Origin of the sequence: Pseudomonas serbiensis (assembly GCF_030580745.1) — a bacterium.
In the GTDB taxonomy this organism is placed as follows: domain Bacteria; phylum Pseudomonadota; class Gammaproteobacteria; order Pseudomonadales; family Pseudomonadaceae; genus Aquipseudomonas; species Aquipseudomonas serbiensis.
Genome location: NZ_JAUQOO010000036.1, coordinates 1 through 17,736 on the forward strand (window position 1 = coordinate 1; position 17,736 = coordinate 17,736).

Genomic DNA, 17,736 nt, shown 5'->3' on the forward strand with positions numbered 1-17,736 from the left:
AGGGCGTTTTCAACATGCTCAACGGCTCGGGGCGAGTGATTGGCGAGGCGATGTCGAGGCATCCCGATGTCGACATGGTTTCCTTCACGGGCTCGACCGGTGCCGGTGCGCAGGTAGGCGAGGCAGCGGCACGCACCATCAAGCGCGTGTGTCTGGAGCTGGGCGGGAAGTCGGCGAATATCGTGCTGCGAGACGCCGATCTGGAAAAGGCCGCGCGCTGGAACATTCAGCGCGGCTTCTTCAATACTGGACAATCCTGCCACGCGCCGAGTCGCATGCTGGTGCATGAAAGCCAGGTGGAGCAGATCATTCCGTTTCTGGTCGACGAAGCAAACCGATTCCGTCTCGGAGACCCGCGAGATCCCGCCACGACCATGGGGCCGATTGTCAGCCGGGCACAATTCAACAGCATCCAGCGTCACATACAGTCGGGCATCGATGAGGGGGCACGGCTGATTGTTGGCGGACTGGGGCGCCCCGACGGCTTCGAACGTGGCTTTTTCACCCGTCCGACCGTGTTCGTCGATGTGACGCCGGAGATGACTATTTGCCGGGAAGAGATTTTCGGGCCGGTCTTGGTGGTGGTGCCTTATTCCACCGAGGCGCAGGCATTGGAAATAGCCAATGACTCGCCTTATGGGTTGGGTGGCTATGTATTCGGTGGGGACCGGCGCAAGGCGTATGAGTTCGCCAGCGGCCTGCGTGCCGGGCGTGTTTGTTTTAACGGTGCGCCGACTAACTCGCTGACGCCTATGGGGGGTTACAAGGAATCCGGCATTGGCCGCTCGATGGGTGTTTTCGGGTTGCAAGAGTATCTGGAAATCAAATCGGTCTATGGCTTTGACGAGGAAGCCGCAGCACTGCCGTCGTTGAAGGCCTGATACGACTATCCAAGACCAAACGCTGCCGCACCGATGATTGGCGCGGCACGCCTGCTGTTTGAAGAGAGTATTTATTCATCTGATTAATAGCACCTTGCGAGCTTGCTCACGTGGTTCGCTTGCTGTGCCACGGACGAGCCCAGTAGGGTAAGGCTCGTCTAAAAAAACGACGTTGCAGTTGTTGTTATTGCGAATGGTCAGTTGCCAAAGATTATCCGCAGGTCGTGCTCGGCCAGGTTTTTCACACTGTTTTCAATCGAGGCATTCTTACAATGGAACTCAACGTAAATGGCACTGTGTATGAGGTTGAGGCGGATGCGGATACACCATTGTTATGGGTGATTCGCGACGATATCGGCCTGACCGGAACCAAGTACGGGTGCGGTTTGGCGCAATGCGGCGCCTGTTCGGTCATGGTGGACGGCGTGCTGCTTCGCTCATGCGTTACACCGGTTGAAGGTGTAAAGGGCAAACAGATTCGCACAATCGAAGCCATTGAAGACGACGAGTTGGGCAAACGCGTAGTGGCCGCCTGGGTCAAGCATCAAGTCGCCCAGTGTGGCTATTGCCAGTCTGGCCAGGTAATGGCCGCCACTGCGCTGTTGCAGCGCATTCCCAAACCTTCCCAAGCCGATATTGCTGCCGCCATGACGAATCTCTGCCGTTGCGGCACTTATAACGCGATCAAGACTGCTGTCGATGAGCTTGCTGGTGCTTGAGCACGCGCAATTCGACTGAGCTGCGACGTGCCTGGTGACAATGCCGACGGCTAATCCTGACCACCTTTAATGGAGCAGGGATTGGTCTGCTGCCAGGCCGAGCATTGAATGCAAACACAGGGGAACACTATGTCAAAACTGGATGATTCAATCGCCGAGCGCGGCGTACTCTCCGACGCGCAACCTGTGAACGTCTCTCGCCGCCGTTTTTTGCAGGCATCGGCTGGCGTCACGGCGGGTGCGCTTGTTATCAGCTTCGGAATTCCCCTTGGCCCGTTGCGTGCTGCCGAGCGTGCCCAGGCATTGCCGCCTGGCGCCCGTGTACCGGCGTTCCTGGAGATCCGTCCGGATAATACCGTTCGCCTGCAGAGCCCCTTTATCGAGGGTGGGCAGGGTATTTTCACGGGCATGGCACAGGTCGTGGGTGAGGAGCTCGATATAGATCCAGCCAGCTTTCTGGTGGAGAACGCGGCGCCCGGGAGTGACTTCAAAGTCATGGAAGGTGGCATGCGCTTCACGGGTGGTAGCCGGTCGATGCGCGCGAGCTACATGACCATGCGCCGACTGGGCGCATCGGCGCGCCTGATGCTATTGCAGGCCGCGTCTTCCCACTGGAAGGTGCCTCTGGCGCAGCTAACTACCGAGCCAGGGCGGGTCATTCATGCCGCTTCCAATCGATCGATCACCTACGGTGAACTCGCGCCGCTAACGCTCGATTTGCCCATTCCCGATCCGCAAACCGTTACTCTGCGCGACCCTGCCACATTCCGCTGGATCGGTAAGCCGGTCCAGCGAATAGACGTCTACGACAAATCCACTGGTAAGGCGCAATACACCATCGATACTCGTGTCGAAGGCATGCTCCACGCCGCGGTACAGCATGCGCCGCGCCTGGGTCTGCAAGTGGGGCTGGTGCGCAACGAGGATCAGATCAGAAACCTCAAAGGCGTGCATTCGGTGCACCGTCTTGAAGGGGCAGTGGCGGTGGTTGCGCAACGCTGGTGGGTGGCCAAGCGTGCCGTCGAGGCTCTGCAAGTGGAGTGGACGGAGCCGGGTGGCGATTCAACCGTGCGCTACATGCCGGCTAATTTCGACACCCAGGCCTATGCGGAGCAACTGAGTAAAACCACCGACGCTGGGGATGAGGCCGAACGTGAGGGCGACCTGCAGCAAGGGCTGGCCGGCGCCAAGAAAATCGTCAGCGCGACTTATCATACCCAATACCTCAACCACGCCCAGTTGGAGCCGCCCTCGGCCCTGGCGCGCTTCGGGGCTGAAGGCAATCTCGATTTGTGGCTGCCGAACCAGGCCCCGGATTTGTTTTTGGCCGACGTCGCCAAGCGCACCGGTCTGGACCCTTCCAAAATCACTCTCCACTCTCCGCTGCTGGGTGGCTTTTTCGGCCGGCATTTTTTATACCCGAATGCATCACCTTACCCTCAGGCTATCCAGCTGGCTCAATCCACAGGTCGACCGATCAAGGTGATCTGGAGTCGCGAGGAAGAATTTTTGCGTGACGTGCTTCGTCCTTCCGCCGTAGTGCGCTTTCGCGCCGGCCTGGATGAACAGGGCATACCGGTGGCCTTTGAAGCAATTAGTGCCACGGAAGGGCCAACCGAGGGTATCGCTAACAAACAAGGAGACAAAATCGACCCGACCGCCGTCGAGGGCCTGGCCGGTAAAAAATACGCCATTGCGCATCGTCGGATCGCTCAACTGTACTCGCAGACCCCCGTGATGCTGGGCTACTGGCGTTCAGTCGGGAACTCCATCAATGACTTTATGTATGAAGCTTTTCTGGATGAAGTGGCGGATGCCGGCGGTCAAGACCCCTATGAGCTGCGGGCCAAGCTGCTGCAGGGCAACGATCGGTTAAGCCACCTGCTCAAGACAGTGGCCGACCTGTCCGGGGGGTGGAAACGAGGGCCGTTCACGGCGCAAGACGGCACCAAGCGAGCGAGAGGCGTTGCAATGGCATCGCCATTTGGTACCGAAACGGCGGTGATCGCAGAGGTTTCCATCAGCAACGGAGCCGTGAAGGTTCACGATATCTGGCAGGCAATCGATCCGGGTAGCATCGTCAATCCCGCCATCATCGAGGCTCAGGTCAACTCAGCCGTGGCCCTCGGTTTGTCTCAAACCCTGATCGAACAAGCCATCTACAAAGGTGGCACGCCGGTAGCGCGCAATTACGACCTCTACCGCATTCTCACACCGGAGATGATGGCCAGGGTCCATGTCCGCGTGGTTGAAAGTGGCGCGCCAATGGGCGGAATCGGCGAACCGCCTCTGCCTGCGGTGGCACCGGCGGTTGCTAACGCCGTCTCGCGACTGACCGGTCAACGAATTCGCAGCATGCCTCTATCGCAGTACCGCTTCGACACCTGATGAGGAATGGCTCGTGAATAAAACTATAAAGTATCTGCTGCCAGCAGGCATCGTCGTGGCAGCTGGCTTGGGCTGGTTTGTCAATCGCACGCCATCTTCGCCTTTTGCTGATGAGACAGCTCCCCCGTCGACAGATGCACAACTTGTCCAACGCGGTGAATATGTTGCCAGGCTGAGCGACTGTGTGGCCTGCCATAGCACGCCAAAAAGTGCGCCGTTTGCCGGTGGGTTAGAGATGGCGACCCCGATGGGGTCGATCTATGCCACCAACATTACCCCGGACAAACAAACGGGCATCGGCAACTACAGCCTGGCCGACTTCGATCGCGCAGTACGCAGCGGAGTCGCGGCTGACGGACACAGGCTGTATCCGGCTATGCCGTATCCATCCTATGCCAAGCTCAGCGATGATGATGTGCGGGCGCTTTATGCGTTCTTCATGGCCGGCGTTAAGCCGGCGCAGCAGCAGAATCAGCAAAGCCACATCCCCTGGCCGCTCAACATGCGCTGGCCGCTGGCTTTGTGGAATACCGCGTTTGTCGATGACGATGCCTATCAGGCCAAGCCGTCAGAGGATGCGCTGTGGAACCGCGGCGCCTACATCGTCCAGGGCGCGGGGCATTGCGGTAGTTGCCATACCCCACGAAGCTTGACGATGAACGAGAAGTCGCTGGATGAAAGCAGCGCTACTTTCCTCAGCGGTTCGCTGCTCGATGGGTGGTACGCGCCGAGCCTGCGCCAGGATCCGAACACTGGATTGGGTCGCTGGAGTGAGCAGCAAATCGTCGACTACCTGAAGACCGGACGTAACGCTCACAGCGTGGTCGTGGGCACTATGGCGGAAGTCTTCAACAACTCGACGCAATACATGTCCGACCCGGACCTGAAAGCCATTGCGCATTACCTGGTGTCGTTGCCGGGCGACCCAAAGCGTGACGGGCCGCCATGGAAGCCATCGGCCACACTGGCGGCTGAACAATCACCACCCTTGTCGACACCTGGGGCAGCCAACTATATGGCCAAGTGCAGCAGTTGCCACGGCAGTGACGGCAGCGGGCAGGCGCCATGGATACCTCCTTTGGCAGGCGCATCTTCGTCGATGGTGAAGGAAAGCGCTACGAGCATCAATGCCACCTTGAACGGTTCCGAACGTGTCGTTGCCAATGGCATTCCGGATTCGTATCGCATGCCCCCGTACCGCAACCAACTCTCTGATCAGGAAGTCGCCGATGTACTGACTTTCGTTCGCACGTCATGGGGTAATCAGGGAGGCGCAGTGAAGGCTGACGAGGTGAAGGAACTGCGTGAGCGAACCAATCCGGCCAGCAGCAACCCGATCATCCTGCAGATGCGTTGAGAGAGTAGGGCGAGGGTCCCGCCAAGACCCTCGCTATAGAAACGGAGTGAGTCGGCTATGAGTTACGAGTTTGTGTTCGTTCGTTCGATTGTGTTGACGATCATCATAGGCTTGTTTCTCCTGGTGACTGGTCGCGCCGCCCGCAAGCGGGGTTGCATCGTGGCGTTCTGCGTATTGGCTGCCGCGGTACACCTTATTTGGTGGTGTCTACCCGAACTCAAAGGTGGATGGAGCGAAGCCGGTCGCTGGCTGGTCAGTGCGTGGGTCGGTGCGGTGCTGACGGCCTTGTTCCTGACTCTGCCCGTCGGGCTGTTTCTTGTTGCGCGTGGCCTTCTTGGACGGCGCTCGACCGTCGGCATGCGCGTTCCTCTGACTTTCGTCGCAGTTTCACTGATCGTTGGGATTGGTGTGAGCTTCGGCACCGTCGGAGGCCCAGTGGTTCGCGAAGAAGTGGTCCATGTGAACGGTCTGCCCGAAGGTTTGGACGGACTGCGGGTCGCTAACATAGGTGATGTCCACATCGGGCCTTTCATCGTGCCCGAGGACTTTGCCCAGGCCATCGACATCGTCAATTCGCGTAAGGTGGACTTGCTGGCGATTACGGGTGATCTCATCGACGATCTCAGCCAGCTGGAGCCGACGCTGGACGCTTTGGAGAGAAGTGACGCGCTGCCTGTGCTCTCCATCCTGGGAAATCATGACAAGTACCCTAACGAAGCCGCCGTAGTCGCCGCTTTGCGTGCGCGCGACCCTCGTATCCAGGTACTCATCAACAACAGTGTCGTAGTGCACCCGCGCGGCGTGCCGTTGCGCATTGCTGGCGTAGATTACCCGCTCGCCTCGGATGGACGTCACATGCTTCCGCGGGACGAGCAGGATGCTGCCATGCGCAGGTTCGCAGACCTGGCGTTCGCCGAGGCGTCGCCTGGCGATACGCTCATTGCGCTGTCGCACCATCCTGAGTTCTTTCCCATTGCTGCCTCGCGTGGTGCGGTATTGACCCTGTCCAGCCATACACACGGCGGACAGGTACGACTTTTCGGGCGGCCAGTAATCGTCGCTTACGACTATATGCATGGAATCTATCGTGATGGCGCAGCGTCTCTTGATGTGACCTCGGGACTCGGCCACTGGCTACCCTTGCGTATCGGTGTGCCGCGGGAAATTTCGATCATTACGCTTCGTCGGGCATGATCCAAGCGGAACTCGAGTCAGGAGAGGCGAGAGGCTCGCATCAGGAGACGGGCGCCGCTTTCGACGGCCGGGCAGTTCAGGGAACGTTGTGACCAGCCGCTCGGATAAGCCCGTACCATTCGGGGCGGGTGAGCGGGATATTCGAGCCCGCGGCTGCCTCGACGAGGCGCTCGGGTCTCGTGGTACCCAGCACTACTTGGATGCCGGCGGGGTGACGGGTGATCCAGGCTGTTGCGATTGCGGTCGGAGTGACGTCGTACTTCTCAGCCAATCGTTTGAGTTCGGCATTCAGCTGCGGGTAGTCGGGAGAGTCGAAGAACACCCCATCCTGAAAAGCTTTCTGGAATGGAGACCACGCCTGCAGTGTGATCTTGTTGATCCTCGCATAGTCGACGATGCCGCCGCCGTCACGAGTGATTGAGTCGTCGAAGCCGGTCATGTTCGACGACAGGCCCTGAGCGACGATCGTCGAATGCGTCACCGAAAGCTGGACCTGGTTCGCCAGGATCGGCTGAGTCACGGCCGTCTTGAGCAAATCGATCTGACGGGGAGTATGGTTGGAAACGCCGAACGCGCGAACCTTGCCGGTGGACTCCAGATGGTCGAACGCGCGGGCGACTTCTTCCGGCTCTACGAGTGCGTCGGGACGGTGCAGCAGCAGCACATCCAGGTAGTCGGTACCTAACGCTTTCAGCGACCTCACGGCCGATTCCACGATGTGCTCGTACGACTGATCATAGTGCCACGGGTCGTCAACGATACTGGTCTTGGACTGGAGGAAGATCTGCTCGCGCTCAGCGCTGCTTAGTCGCAGCGCCTCGCCGAACCGGCGCTCGCACAAATGCGGGCCACCGCCGGGATGGTTGAATCCGTAGAGGTCCGCGTGATCGAAAAAATTGATGCCCGATTCGCGCGCCGTGGTGTAGAGCGCGCGGATCTGGTCATCGGTGCTGCCGGCGATGCGCATCATGCCCGCGACGACGTTGGGAACCCGAGTGTCGGTTGATCCTAGTGCTACGGTCTTCATGAGAGCTCCTTATCAGGGCAGTGGTGGGCTGTCGGACGCCTTGCGTGACTGCAATGCATTCACCAAGGCTGGTTCGCGGGGCCAACTGTGAACTCGTTGATTGTCGTGTCATCGGGCTGGTCGATTGCGAAGGCGACAACGTTGGCGATCCGGTCTGGAGAAATGCCGTACTTGTCATAGATGCCCTGCATCTGGTCTAGCGCCTGCTTATCGCTGATTGTCGCCAGCAGTTCAGTGTTGACTGCGGCCGGGTAGATCGTCGCGGTGCGAATGTTATTGCCCTCCATGGCGGACTCCATGCGCAAGACTTCCATGAAGTCGCGCACGAACCACTTCGTACCGCCATAGACGGCGCCGCCCGGATAGGCCTTGAGCCCCGCCACCGACGAGGTGGTGATCACGTGCCCGGACTTCTGTGCCAGGAACACGGGCAGCACGGCCGCTACGCCATTCAGAACACCTTTCACGTTGACATCGATCATCTGGTGCCAGTCTTCGGTCTTCAGGGCGGACAGCGGCGAGTTCGGCATCAGCCCTGCGTTCAGGAAAATGACGTCCACACGGCCGAATGTTTCTTTGGCCAGTTGAACGATGCGGTCGTTTTCCTCTTGCTTTGTCACGTCCAGCATCTGATAAACCACCTGTCCACCGCTCAGGAGAATCTCGTCCGCGATCTGCTTGAGCTTGTCTTCGCGTCGCGCACCGAGCACGATTTTGGCGCCTTTGCTCGCGAGCAGCTTGGCGGTTGCCTCGCCGATTCCGGACGATGCGCCGGTGATGATGACTACTTTGCCTTTGATCATGATTTCTCTCTCTGGATTCTGGCTGCGAAGGAGACGCAGCAGATGATGAGGCGGTATCTCAGGTCGGTGTTGAGCGTGGGGCGACTACTTTGTCAGCGCACGCTGCTCTTGGGAGAACACCACCCGAACATCGCCACGGCCGAGCGCCTGGGCCAGGCCAGTCGGATCGTCCACGCGGCCTAGACGGGTGTATGAGTAAGCTGAGTCGAAGGTCTTGTAAAAGATGACCACGGTGCGCGATCCCCAAAGCATAAGGTCTCCGTTGCGGATCGTGCCGGGCCGGCTCTCACTGGTGGGCAGCGCGTCAGGCAGCTCTTTTTTCTTCTCGTTTCCGTGGAGGTCCTCCATGTCCAGTGTCAGCGGCAGCGTGGCGGCGAATGCGCGAGTGGCCTCGTTGTCGGCCAGTGTGATGGCGAAGCGACGTTCCCCGACGGTCATCCACAGGCGTGATTCATCCGATTTCTTGGGTGCTTGAGTGACATCCTGCTCAGCGGCCACGGGCAGCGCAGTGCTGGCGGCGTGGGCAGGATGGCCGCTGCACAGTGCAAGGAGAAGCAACGGCATTCCAAGCTGTTGCATGGCCCGCCGGTGCCAGGAATGCCTACGGCTTGCAGCGCCAAGAGAGGAGAGAGCGCCGCCTGTACCGACGTCAACGGTTTTGCCCTGCATGTTGTTCTCCTTTGCAATGCGAAAAATGGGCCAGACGCGTTGCCGCGCCTGCACTTGAATTCGTAGGTTTCGAGCGCGAATTAGCGCAGCAATATGGCGCAGATGCTCCTCAGCGAGTGGCCTATTGCCAGTTCTGGTTGCGATCCTCACTGGAAAGTCAGAAGTGCTGAGTGGCATGAATCCATACCGTAGGGCGCGTCATCCCGCTCAGTCGCATCCAGATGCATTGTCCGCCTGGATGCGACTGCCTCAAGACGTCAAGCGGCGCGTGCCGCCGTGGCCAGGTGCTGCGTGAAGAAGGTCGTCAGCTTGTCGAAAGGAATCACGTCCACACGGTCATACAGATCGGTGTGGCTGGCCTCTGGAATGATCATCAGCTCCTTCGGCTGCGCCGCGGCCGCGTAAGCGGTTTCGCTGAAGTAGCGCGAGTGGGCGTTTTCACCGTGGATGAACAGGACCGGGCGTGGAGAAATTTCCGCGATGTAGGTCAGGATCGGCATGTTCATGAACGACAGGGGTGTAGTGATCGTCCACGAGTTGCCCGAGTTGACCGCGCGCGGATGGTGTCCGCGGGTCGTGCTGTAGTAATCGTGATAATCGACCATGAACTGCGCTTCCCCACCCCTCAGTTCGTTGTAGGGGGGCTGGTAAGCAGGGGCACCATTTTCCGCGTCGACCCAACGTTGTGCGCTCAGTTGTTCGAGCCCTTGCGTGCGCTGTTCGAGGGTTACGCTATCGTTGTAGCCCTTGGACATGACGCGGGTCATGTCGTACATGGTGCTGGCGACAACCGCCTTGACGCGCTTATCCAAGGCCACGGCATTCAGCACCATGCCACCCCAACCGCAGATGCCGATGACGCCAATCCGCTCGCGATCAACGGAGGGTTGCAGGCCAAGAGCATCAACTGCCGCGCTCACATCCTCGGTGTTGATGTCTGGCGAGGCGACGTTGCGCGGCTCACCGCTGCTTTCCCCGGTGTAGGATGCATCGAAGGCCAGCGTGACAAAACCGCGCTCGGCCATGGTTTGCGCATAAAGCCCGGAGGCCTGCTCCTTCACCGCGCCAAACGGGCCACAGACGACAATAGCTGCCAGCTTTGCGCTGGCGTTCTTCGGTTGGTACAGGTCGCCCGCCAGGGTGATGCCATAGCGGTTCGTGAAGGTGATCTTCTTATGGTCCACCTTGTCGCTCTTGGCGAAAGTCTTGTCCCATTCCTGTGTCAGTTGCATGTGCGTGCCTTACATGTAGTTGAGATTGTTCCTGCCAGCCTGAATACCCGTCGAGCAGCGGGGGGCTTGTCGTCAGCGTCATAGGCTTTTAGAACCATGGGGAACATGTTTCGTGAATGACGTCGCCCGTCGGGATCGGCTTTGCCAGCTAATGTATGCCTGTCACTGCCCCAAAACATCCCATGAAATTGCAAGCATCTATGCACGCTATTGGATAATCGCGCCCCCAAGTCCCAGGCGGTTCGAAATGGAAAACTACCCCGATGAGTTCATGCTTGTTCGAATGACATATCACCACGCTGCGATGACCATTGATCATCGAGTCCCGTACATGGAAGTATTCGGTCCGCCTGCATCAGCTCAGCCTCGCTATATGACCGGCGGAAAACCCGCCGCAGGCTGCGTTGGTAGCCGATTCGAGTGACTCGGTCTGGGACAGGCGATGGACGAGACCTTGTAGAGGAAATCGGCCAAGTGCTTAACGGACGTGAAAGCTTGTTTGGTCAAGGCTTGTTGGGCTGCGTCGAAAGAGAGATCACAACCTCTGTTTCCGTTCCGGCAGCTTCCTGCTGAAGCTGCTTCTAAACCCGTTCTTCAGGTCTGTAGGGGCAAGAGACCATTTGAAAAATTAGCCGCTGACCGAAAAGTAATACTTCATCCAGGTTGTGGGCTGGTAGGTTTTTCCAAAAGAAAAAATGCAAAGCCCTGAATCGGTAACGGTATTCGTCTCAAGCATGTTGCTTAGTTGTGAGTCGTGCTCGCTCGTAGTTGAGCGGGCACTAAATCACTGTGTTGATGTGCCATCGATGCGCGGTGATTTCTTGTATTGCGTACTTTTATTCATAAGGCCTAGCACGTGGCTGCATGATTGAGCCCACTAAGCTCGTGATACTTTCAAACCATGTATAGATAGCGATTACGCGACGCCTCGCTAATAGCGCTTTTTAGAGCCAAGATGGCTGGAGAGTTATGGAGCTTCAGATTAACGATAAGACCTATCAGGTCGAAGCTGAGGGCGACACAGCCGCTGCTGTGGGTGATTCGTGACGAAATCGGTATGACGGGAACAAACTATACCTGCAATGGGGATTACGGGTGTGGTCTCGCTCAGTGCGTCGCTTGTTCCGTCTTGATCGACGGCGTTGTGGCGCGTTCCTGTGTCATCCTCATTGCAGGTATATACGGCCGCAAGATCACCACGATTGAGGCGATAGAGCAGGATGATGTTGGCCAACGCGTCGTCGCCTCTTGGGGCAAACACCAAGTGGCACAGTGCGGTTATTGCCAGTCTGGCAAAGTGATTGCAACCCCGCAATCGTTGGGCAATGCGCTGATCCCCAGATCGGGATGAGCGGGAAGGGCATACGCAGGTACTTTTCGGCGCTTCGACAGGCAAGCCCTGATCTACGAGCATAAACGTCGCCAGCGTTTGGAAGGCATGACTGACACTCGGCATTTGCCGCAGTATGTCTTGCCCATTAAGCGCCAAGCTATCTCCGGCCAGCGTACTTTCAGGTCGGCACGGTAGAAATCAAAGAAGCCGGCACCCCGTTGAGGGGGTGCAGACAAAACGCGTCGCAGAGCATCACTCTGGAGCCCGGATGCAGATTCACCATCACCTCGCTGTGCAGTTTTGCCTGGGGGAATAGGATCGTCGCCACCTGTACTGCTTCTTCGCCGAGCCGCGCGGCCGGCGGCAACGTAATGTTGCTGGTCGGTGCGTATAGAAGTCTTCAGCGCCGTAGCGACTTCGCACAAGGTTTAGAGTAAAGCGTTAAATTCGTTACAGAACTCTCCACCCCGCACTCCGGAAGAAATTTCGATGAACGAGCGACATCCTCACTCCAATAAGTCTTTTCTCGGGCCGCTCGTACTGATCGCGGCGGTGGTTGTCGCCGTCGGCGCCGCGTTCGCATACACAGCCGGTTGGTTGACACCCGCACGCCTCACGCCGACCAAGATCGTCGAGGTGCTGGCGCCGCCCGCCGGACCGGCGCTCGGCTTCCGCCGCGCCCATGCCAAGGGTATCTGCTTCACTGGTACCTTCGAGGCCAACGGCACTGGCAGCGATTTGTCCAAGGCACAGATGTTCGCCGCCGGCACCTATCCTGTGACCGGCCGCTTCAACCTCGCCTCGCCCGACCTCAAGGCGCCCGATGGCAGCGCGCGCGTGCGCTCCCTGAGCCTGCGCATCCGAACGCCCGACGGCCAGGAGTGGCGTTCCGCAATGATCAATGCGCCGTTCTTCCCAGTCGCGACGCCGCAGGCCTTCTACGACTTGCAGGTGGCTTCCGCCGACAAGAGCCATCCGGATGCGTTGAAGAGCTTCGCCGCTGTGCACCCCGAGATCGGCGCGTTTAGCCAGTGGGCCGGCAGCGCGCCGTTCACCAGCTCGTACGCGGAAGACCGCTACAACGGCATCAACAGCTTCGTCTTCACCAACGCGCAGGGCCAAGACCAGGCCGTGCGCTGGTCCTTTAAGCCGGCCGCCAAACCTGTGTTGGTCTCGGGCGACGAACTCAAGAAGCGCGAGCCCGATTTCCTGCTGGCAGACATCACCGAGCGCGTCGCGAAGGCGACGCAGCGATGGGCTATGACGGTCATGGTCGCCGACCCGGGCGACCCGACCGCCGACCCGAGCAAGGTTTGGCCGGAAGATCGCCGCAGCGTCGGCGTCGGCACCCTGTCGGTGACGAAAATTGAGCCCGAGGCCGATGGCTCATGCCGCGACATCAACTTCGATCCCACCGTGCTGCCGGCCGGCATGCGCACATCCGACGACCCTTTCCCCGCCGCACGTTCGGCCGCTTATTCGGTCTCGTACAACCGCCGGACCGCCGAAGAAAAAGACTATCCGCGCACCCCGTCCACCACCACCGCCGGAGCCAAGCCATGAGCCAAGTCAACCAGCAATTCGCGCCGTTACAGCGGGCGCTTCATTGGGGCATGGCGATCTGCATCCTCGTGATGCTGTTCATCGGCGTCGGCATGGTCTCGACGATCACGCCCGCGTACCTGATGCTGGTCTCGATCCACAAGCCGTTGGGCATTGCGATCCTCGTGCTCGCGGTGCTGCGCCTGATCGTCCGCTGGCGCCTTGGTGCGCCGCCGCTGCCGCGTGACATGCCCGAGCCGATGAAGCTCGCCGCCAAACTCTCGCATGTCGCGTTCTATGTGCTGATGCTCGCGATGCCCTTGCTTGGCTGGGCCATGTTGTCGGCGGCGGACTACCCGGTGCTCGTCGCCGGGCTGCGTCTGCCCGCCATCGTGTCGCCCGACGCCGGCCTGCACAGCTGGCTGTGGAACGCTCACAAGTTCCTCTCGTTCTGCTTCTTCGCGCTGATCCTGCTGCACCTCGGGGCCGCTCTGTTCCACGCGCTGGTGCGACGCGACGGCGTGTTCGAGACCATGGCGCCATTTCCGGTACATCCGTCGGTCGACGGCAGGGTCGTGACCAAGTGCGCTGACTGACGCAGGCTCCGTTACCACGGGCGCCGTGGCGCGCGCGTTCTCGGTGGGGCGAGATGAAATACCTCAGTGGGCATGTACTGTGGGACCACGACCTGCAGTGACCGTCGGGCTGGGAGGCTGGCACGAAGTGACGCTGACCCTCGCCGGATCACCGAGCTTCATAGAGATGTTCGTCGCCAAGTTCAGCGAGCCGCCGACTTAAGGTGCCGTGCCTAAACACCTGGCGTCGAAGCCTCCCGCCATTGGCGTTCGGACGCAGGGGGGCGCCTTCACGATACAGAAACTTCGGCGCATGAACGGGATCGCAAAAGCAGAGAAATATCTGGATGCACATGCGTAGCGCAAAGATTTACTAATTTATATCTTTCTTCGTAGGGTGTGCTAGCGGCTGTCAAATCAACCATCGGAACAGACATGAATCTGAAACTTGAGTGGGTTCTGGTCCCAGCATTTCTTGCCATGGGTTTTGCTGTCAGCGCGCTGGCCGCCGAGGTGCGGGCTGAGCGGGTGGCAACCGGATTGGAGAATCCCTGGGCAGTGGCCTTTCTGCCGGCAAATCGCTACTTGGTGACAGAACGGCCGGGCCGGCTTCGGGTGGTTGGTGCCGATGGGAGCATCGGCCCGCCGGTTGAGGGGCTGCCGGCGATCGCGGCAGGCGGGCAGGGCGGGCTGCTGGATGTCGTGACCGACAGTGCTTTCGACGTGAATCGCATGGTCTACTTCTGCTTTTCCGAACCGGCCGCTGGTGGCGCGGGCAATAGCACGGCAGTGGCACGCGCGACGCTGTCGAGCAACATGGTGCGCCTCGACAACCTGCAGGTGATTTTCAGTCAGCGACCGAAGGTGAGCAGCTCCGCGCATTTCGGCTGCCGCATCGTCGAGGCGAAGGACGGGACGCTTTTCGTCACGTTGGGCGAGCGTTACAGCCGGAAGGAGGATGCGCAGGAACTCGATAACCACTTGGGCAAAGTGGTGCGCATCCAGAAGGACGGCGCGGTACCGGCCGACAACCCTTTCGTCGACCGCGCCGGTGCCTTGCCGGAGATCTGGAGCTATGGCCATCGCAATAGCCAGGGCGCTACGCTCGGTCCGGACGGCCGCTTCTGGATGAACGATCACGGTCCGCAGGGCGGCGACGAGATCAACGTTCCGCTGGCGGGGCGCAACTACGGCTGGCCGGTCATCACCTACGGCGAAAACTATGGCGGCGGGAAGATTGGCGACGGCCTGACCGCCAAGGACGGCATGGAGCAGCCGCTGCATTACTGGGTGCCCTCGATCGCGCCGTCCGGCATGGCCTTCCTGACTAGCGACCGTTATGGGCCGGCATGGAAGGGCAATCTCTTCGTCGGTTCGCTCAAGTTCGGTTACCTCGACCGTATCGAACTGAAAGACGGTAAGGTCGTGGCCGAGCACAAGTTGCTGGAGGACGGGCATGCCCGCATTCGGGATGTCAGGCAGGGCCCTGACGGCCTGCTCTACGTGCTCACCGACGAACAGGATGGCAAACTGCTGCGTCTTCAGCCGCGCTGAGCGCCATCAGGGCAGGCATTGCGCAGCTGCAGCGTCGGCAAGCCGCGACGCCTGCCCGCAACCTCTTCGACGGCTTGCGCTCGCCGCCTCCCAAGGAGGAACTCGGCGATATCAAGCTGATCGTCGAGAACGATACCAGCCAGGTCGGTTCTGTGGGGAAATGTGTTTCAGGATCTCGACACCAGCGCTGGAAACAGAAGCGAGAAGCCCATTCAGGGTAACAGAGAGGCCGTCAACTCACATTTTCGAACCAGGCGGGAGCGTCCCAGGCCTTGTATTGATCACTCCAACCGCCAACCGTTCAGGTCAAGACCTCCTCTGGAATAACCTCATCGAAGAAATCAGCTGGGTTTGCGCTTGCTCTGATACGAATGCAGGAGCTCATGGAGCATTCCATTGACGGTGCTTTCAGGGGGTAAGACTGTACCGGCAGAAGGTGACAACCGCCGATAGGTCTGCCAAGAGGAGGATCATCCTGCGATAACGCTCCCTGACCTATGTCCCTTAGAAGTCCATGGTCAGCCCCGCGTAAACGGCGCGGGCATCGAATGCGGCGTGCAGTGATTGATCCACTCCAACGCTGGTGTCATACCAGACTTGGATCTTGAAATACTTCAAAAACAAGTCCAGAATTAAGTTTTTTCCTGCTTCGGCAAGAAAAGAAACCCGTTAGATTTCAATGGGTCGGACGCCAGATACGAGTCTCGTTTCCCGCTCCAATTATTTTTCTATAGGCTTCCATTGAAGTATGTAGAAACCAAAAAAAGAGGCTTCGGCCTCTTTTTTAGTTCCAGCAAAGTCCATTCTGATACATCAATAGCCACGATTTTTCAGTACATTATTTAGTACATCAATTCGGCATTTGGTAAATCGCTTTTTCGTGGTACTCACCTCACTGGAAACCGTACAAATCTCCTCTATTCAAACGAGACGGAGATTGTAAGATGGCTCTCACCGACACTGGAGTCCGGCATGCTAAACCCCGTGCAAAGGACTACACCCTCCCTGACTACAACGGCCTTGCCCTTTTCGTAAATACCAAAGGCGCCAAGTGCTGGCACTTCCGCTTTTCCTGGGCGGATAAGCAACCCCGTATTTCGCTCGGTACCTATCCTGAAGTTAGCTTGCGAGATGCTCGTGCTCTGCGTGATGTTGCGCGGGCACAGGTCGCCAGGGGCATTGATCCGCGTGTCCATCGGCTGTTGGAGCGTAATGCCAGGCGCCTGGCCACGGAGAACGCCTAAGAAGCGGTTGTTCAGCATTGAAAGTGGTACGCAAAGTTGAACATCGTGTTTGTGGTCGTGGGTCTCGATAGGTCGGTCGGACCTAGAACCTCCCGCTTCAATTGGCCGTCGAATCGGCTGACAGCGAGGGCCCTCAAGTTGAGGTGTCGAGGGCGACGCCTTACCTTCGTCGTTTATGGCCAGTTAAACCGTTGGGCCAGGTCGGTGATCAGTTGTTGGGCAGGTGCAACTGGACCTCCATGGCGTCATGAAGGAGTCGGACGACCTCGATCACGTCGTCGTTTACCACACGATAGAACACGATATGCCGTGGGCTTTTGACCGTCCCATGGGGAGGTTTGGCCTGCTGGCGTGAATAGATGAGGTGATAGCTGCGAAGGCCCGGTGCAAGCTCATCGCGTTCGTGGCTGCCAATCCGATAAGGCGTGTCGGCAATCGCTTGCAGCGCCGCGAGGATCAGTGCCTGGTAGCGCTGGCGTGCTTGATCGCCGAACTGCATCCGGGAGAGTGTGAGGATGTCGACAATGTCGGCGCGCGCCGCGTTGGAAATCCGATATTGCGGCATGCTCAGTGTTTCTCGCGCGCGGGCAGGGTGGCCTCCTGGCTCAATCCCTCAAGGAAATGCTCCAGATCCCCTTCGTTCAACTGAGTGAAGCGCCCGTGCTCAAGGTCCATGATGCCGATCGAGGTCGCCTGACGCAGGGCCTCAATTTTGGCAGTGTCTTCGGCGACGCGCTGTTCCAATAGGCGCAAACCTTCTCGCATCACTTCGCTGGCATTCTGATAACGGCCGGACTGCACCAGGTCCTGGATAACCTGTTCCTGATGAGGGGTGAGCACAACGTTTCGCGTCGCCATAATTAGCTCCAGCTCTGGGCAAACAGGTTCTTTTGATCATTGGCATATTATGCCATTTTACCTGCGAGCACATAGTTTTGGATTTGTATCTGACGAATTGTGTCGTACGGGGTCATCCTTCGCGCCGAACAGCACGTGCTGGCTCCGGACTGCATGTGCATAGAGTCCAAAAAAGGGTGTTGAAGGCGGGACGTCGGGGACAGCTTGATTAGTGTGGGTCTTGGGCCCTCAGCTTGGCCAAGCCCTGTTTGATGTGTCCGGCGTTCTCACCGTTCGAGTGAAGCGAACCTATATGCATCTTAGTAATTAGCCATTATGCACTGACAGCATCCGTGACAGCTCACATGAGATAGGCGCTGT

General features: G+C 58.8%; 15 protein-coding genes and 1 pseudogene. 10 read left to right on the forward strand and 6 right to left on the reverse strand.

Features of this window, described 5'->3' with window-relative positions; translation table 11 throughout:
- The 5 genes from Q6A51_RS26425 to Q6A51_RS26445 form a co-directional block, all read left to right on the forward strand.
- A partial coding sequence (locus Q6A51_RS26425) for an aldehyde dehydrogenase family protein (protein WP_304576084.1) occupies positions 1-881 on the forward strand: 881 nt, incomplete at its 5' end.
- 272 nt (positions 882-1,153) lie between these two features.
- Positions 1,154-1,600: a (2Fe-2S)-binding protein gene (locus tag Q6A51_RS26430; protein ID WP_013692840.1), complete on the forward strand. Its 447-nt coding sequence runs from the start codon at positions 1,154-1,156 to the stop codon at positions 1,598-1,600.
- Between the two features lie 129 nt (positions 1,601-1,729).
- Entirely contained in the window at positions 1,730-3,988 is a 2,259-nt protein-coding gene (locus tag Q6A51_RS26435; RefSeq protein WP_095973903.1) for a xanthine dehydrogenase family protein molybdopterin-binding subunit, read from the forward strand.
- Positions 3,989-4,001: 13 nt separating this feature from the next.
- A complete protein-coding gene (locus Q6A51_RS26440) occupies positions 4,002-5,345 on the forward strand; it encodes a c-type cytochrome (RefSeq protein ID WP_048393010.1) in 1,344 nt (447 codons plus the stop codon).
- A 57-nt stretch (positions 5,346-5,402) separates the two neighbouring features.
- Complete coding sequence (locus Q6A51_RS26445) at positions 5,403-6,539, forward strand: metallophosphoesterase (RefSeq protein WP_095058176.1); 1,137 nt, start codon at positions 5,403-5,405, stop codon at positions 6,537-6,539.
- 76 nt (positions 6,540-6,615) lie between these two features.
- Here the strand turns inward: Q6A51_RS26445 and Q6A51_RS26450 are convergent, their stop codons facing one another.
- The 4 genes from Q6A51_RS26450 to Q6A51_RS26465 form a co-directional block, all read right to left on the reverse strand.
- Positions 6,616-7,566 carry an aldo/keto reductase gene (locus tag Q6A51_RS26450; RefSeq protein WP_048393012.1) on the reverse strand — a complete coding sequence of 317 codons (951 nt, stop codon included), beginning with the start codon at positions 7,564-7,566 and terminating at the stop codon, positions 6,616-6,618.
- 59 nt (positions 7,567-7,625) lie between these two features.
- Positions 7,626-8,369 carry an SDR family oxidoreductase gene (locus Q6A51_RS26455; protein WP_304576085.1) on the reverse strand — a complete coding sequence of 248 codons (744 nt, stop codon included), beginning with the start codon at positions 8,367-8,369 and terminating at the stop codon, positions 7,626-7,628.
- Between the two features lie 84 nt (positions 8,370-8,453).
- A complete protein-coding gene (locus Q6A51_RS26460) occupies positions 8,454-9,038 on the reverse strand; it encodes a cyclophilin-like fold protein (protein ID WP_231983783.1) in 585 nt (194 codons plus the stop codon).
- A 257-nt stretch (positions 9,039-9,295) separates the two neighbouring features.
- Positions 9,296-10,270, reverse strand: coding sequence for an alpha/beta hydrolase (locus Q6A51_RS26465; protein WP_095058178.1), 975 nt, complete (start codon positions 10,268-10,270; stop codon positions 9,296-9,298).
- 969 nt (positions 10,271-11,239) lie between these two features.
- Here Q6A51_RS26465 and Q6A51_RS26470 point away from each other — a divergent pair.
- The 5 genes and pseudogenes from Q6A51_RS26470 to Q6A51_RS26490 form a co-directional block, all read left to right on the forward strand.
- Positions 11,240-11,576: pseudogene (locus tag Q6A51_RS26470) on the forward strand ((2Fe-2S)-binding protein); the annotation flags it as partial.
- Positions 11,577-12,092: 516 nt separating this feature from the next.
- Complete coding sequence (locus Q6A51_RS26475; protein WP_048393018.1) at positions 12,093-13,166, forward strand: catalase family peroxidase; 1,074 nt, start codon at positions 12,093-12,095, stop codon at positions 13,164-13,166.
- Positions 13,163-13,741 carry a cytochrome b gene (locus Q6A51_RS26480; RefSeq protein ID WP_095058179.1) on the forward strand — a complete coding sequence of 193 codons (579 nt, stop codon included), beginning with the start codon at positions 13,163-13,165 and terminating at the stop codon, positions 13,739-13,741. The genes Q6A51_RS26475 and Q6A51_RS26480 overlap by 4 nt, the downstream gene beginning before the upstream one ends.
- 414 nt (positions 13,742-14,155) lie before the next feature.
- On the forward strand, positions 14,156-15,274 hold the full coding sequence (locus tag Q6A51_RS26485; RefSeq protein WP_304576086.1) for a PQQ-dependent sugar dehydrogenase: 1,119 nt from the start codon (positions 14,156-14,158) through the stop codon (positions 15,272-15,274).
- 944 nt (positions 15,275-16,218) lie between these two features.
- Positions 16,219-16,518, forward strand: coding sequence for an Arm DNA-binding domain-containing protein (locus Q6A51_RS26490; protein WP_304576087.1), 300 nt, complete (start codon positions 16,219-16,221; stop codon positions 16,516-16,518).
- A 208-nt stretch (positions 16,519-16,726) separates the two neighbouring features.
- Here the strand turns inward: Q6A51_RS26490 and Q6A51_RS26495 are convergent, their stop codons facing one another.
- Together Q6A51_RS26495 and Q6A51_RS26500 are read right to left on the reverse strand one after the other, a co-directional pair.
- On the reverse strand, positions 16,727-17,083 hold the full coding sequence (locus tag Q6A51_RS26495; RefSeq protein WP_304576088.1) for a type II toxin-antitoxin system RelE/ParE family toxin: 357 nt from the start codon (positions 17,081-17,083) through the stop codon (positions 16,727-16,729).
- A gap of 2 nt (positions 17,084-17,085) precedes the next feature.
- Positions 17,086-17,376 (reverse strand): type II toxin-antitoxin system ParD family antitoxin, encoded by a 291-nt coding sequence (locus Q6A51_RS26500; RefSeq protein ID WP_304576089.1) that lies wholly within the window; start codon positions 17,374-17,376, stop codon positions 17,086-17,088.
- Between the last annotated feature and the right edge of the window lie 360 nt (positions 17,377-17,736).

Coding starts and splice junctions, on each gene's coding strand:
- Q6A51_RS26475 (WP_048393018.1), top strand. CDS start 12,093: ATGAACGAGCGACATCCTCACTCCAATAAGTCTTTTCTCGGGCCGCTC.
- Q6A51_RS26445 (WP_095058176.1), top strand. CDS start 5,403: ATGAGTTACGAGTTTGTGTTCGTTCGTTCGATTGTGTTGACGATCATC.
- Q6A51_RS26485 (WP_304576086.1), top strand. CDS start 14,156: ATGAATCTGAAACTTGAGTGGGTTCTGGTCCCAGCATTTCTTGCCATG.
- Q6A51_RS26495 (WP_304576088.1), bottom strand. CDS start 17,083: ATGCCGCAATATCGGATTTCCAACGCGGCGCGCGCCGACATTGTCGAC.
- Q6A51_RS26430 (WP_013692840.1), top strand. CDS start 1,154: ATGGAACTCAACGTAAATGGCACTGTGTATGAGGTTGAGGCGGATGCG.
- Q6A51_RS26500 (WP_304576089.1), bottom strand. CDS start 17,376: ATGGCGACGCGAAACGTTGTGCTCACCCCTCATCAGGAACAGGTTATC.
- Q6A51_RS26450 (WP_048393012.1), bottom strand. CDS start 7,566: ATGAAGACCGTAGCACTAGGATCAACCGACACTCGGGTTCCCAACGTC.
- Q6A51_RS26490 (WP_304576087.1), top strand. CDS start 16,219: ATGGCTCTCACCGACACTGGAGTCCGGCATGCTAAACCCCGTGCAAAG.
- Q6A51_RS26435 (WP_095973903.1), top strand. CDS start 1,730: ATGTCAAAACTGGATGATTCAATCGCCGAGCGCGGCGTACTCTCCGAC.
- Q6A51_RS26455 (WP_304576085.1), bottom strand. CDS start 8,369: ATGATCAAAGGCAAAGTAGTCATCATCACCGGCGCATCGTCCGGAATC.
- Q6A51_RS26460 (WP_231983783.1), bottom strand. CDS start 9,038: ATGCAGGGCAAAACCGTTGACGTCGGTACAGGCGGCGCTCTCTCCTCT.
- Q6A51_RS26480 (WP_095058179.1), top strand. CDS start 13,163: ATGAGCCAAGTCAACCAGCAATTCGCGCCGTTACAGCGGGCGCTTCAT.
- Q6A51_RS26465 (WP_095058178.1), bottom strand. CDS start 10,270: ATGCAACTGACACAGGAATGGGACAAGACTTTCGCCAAGAGCGACAAG.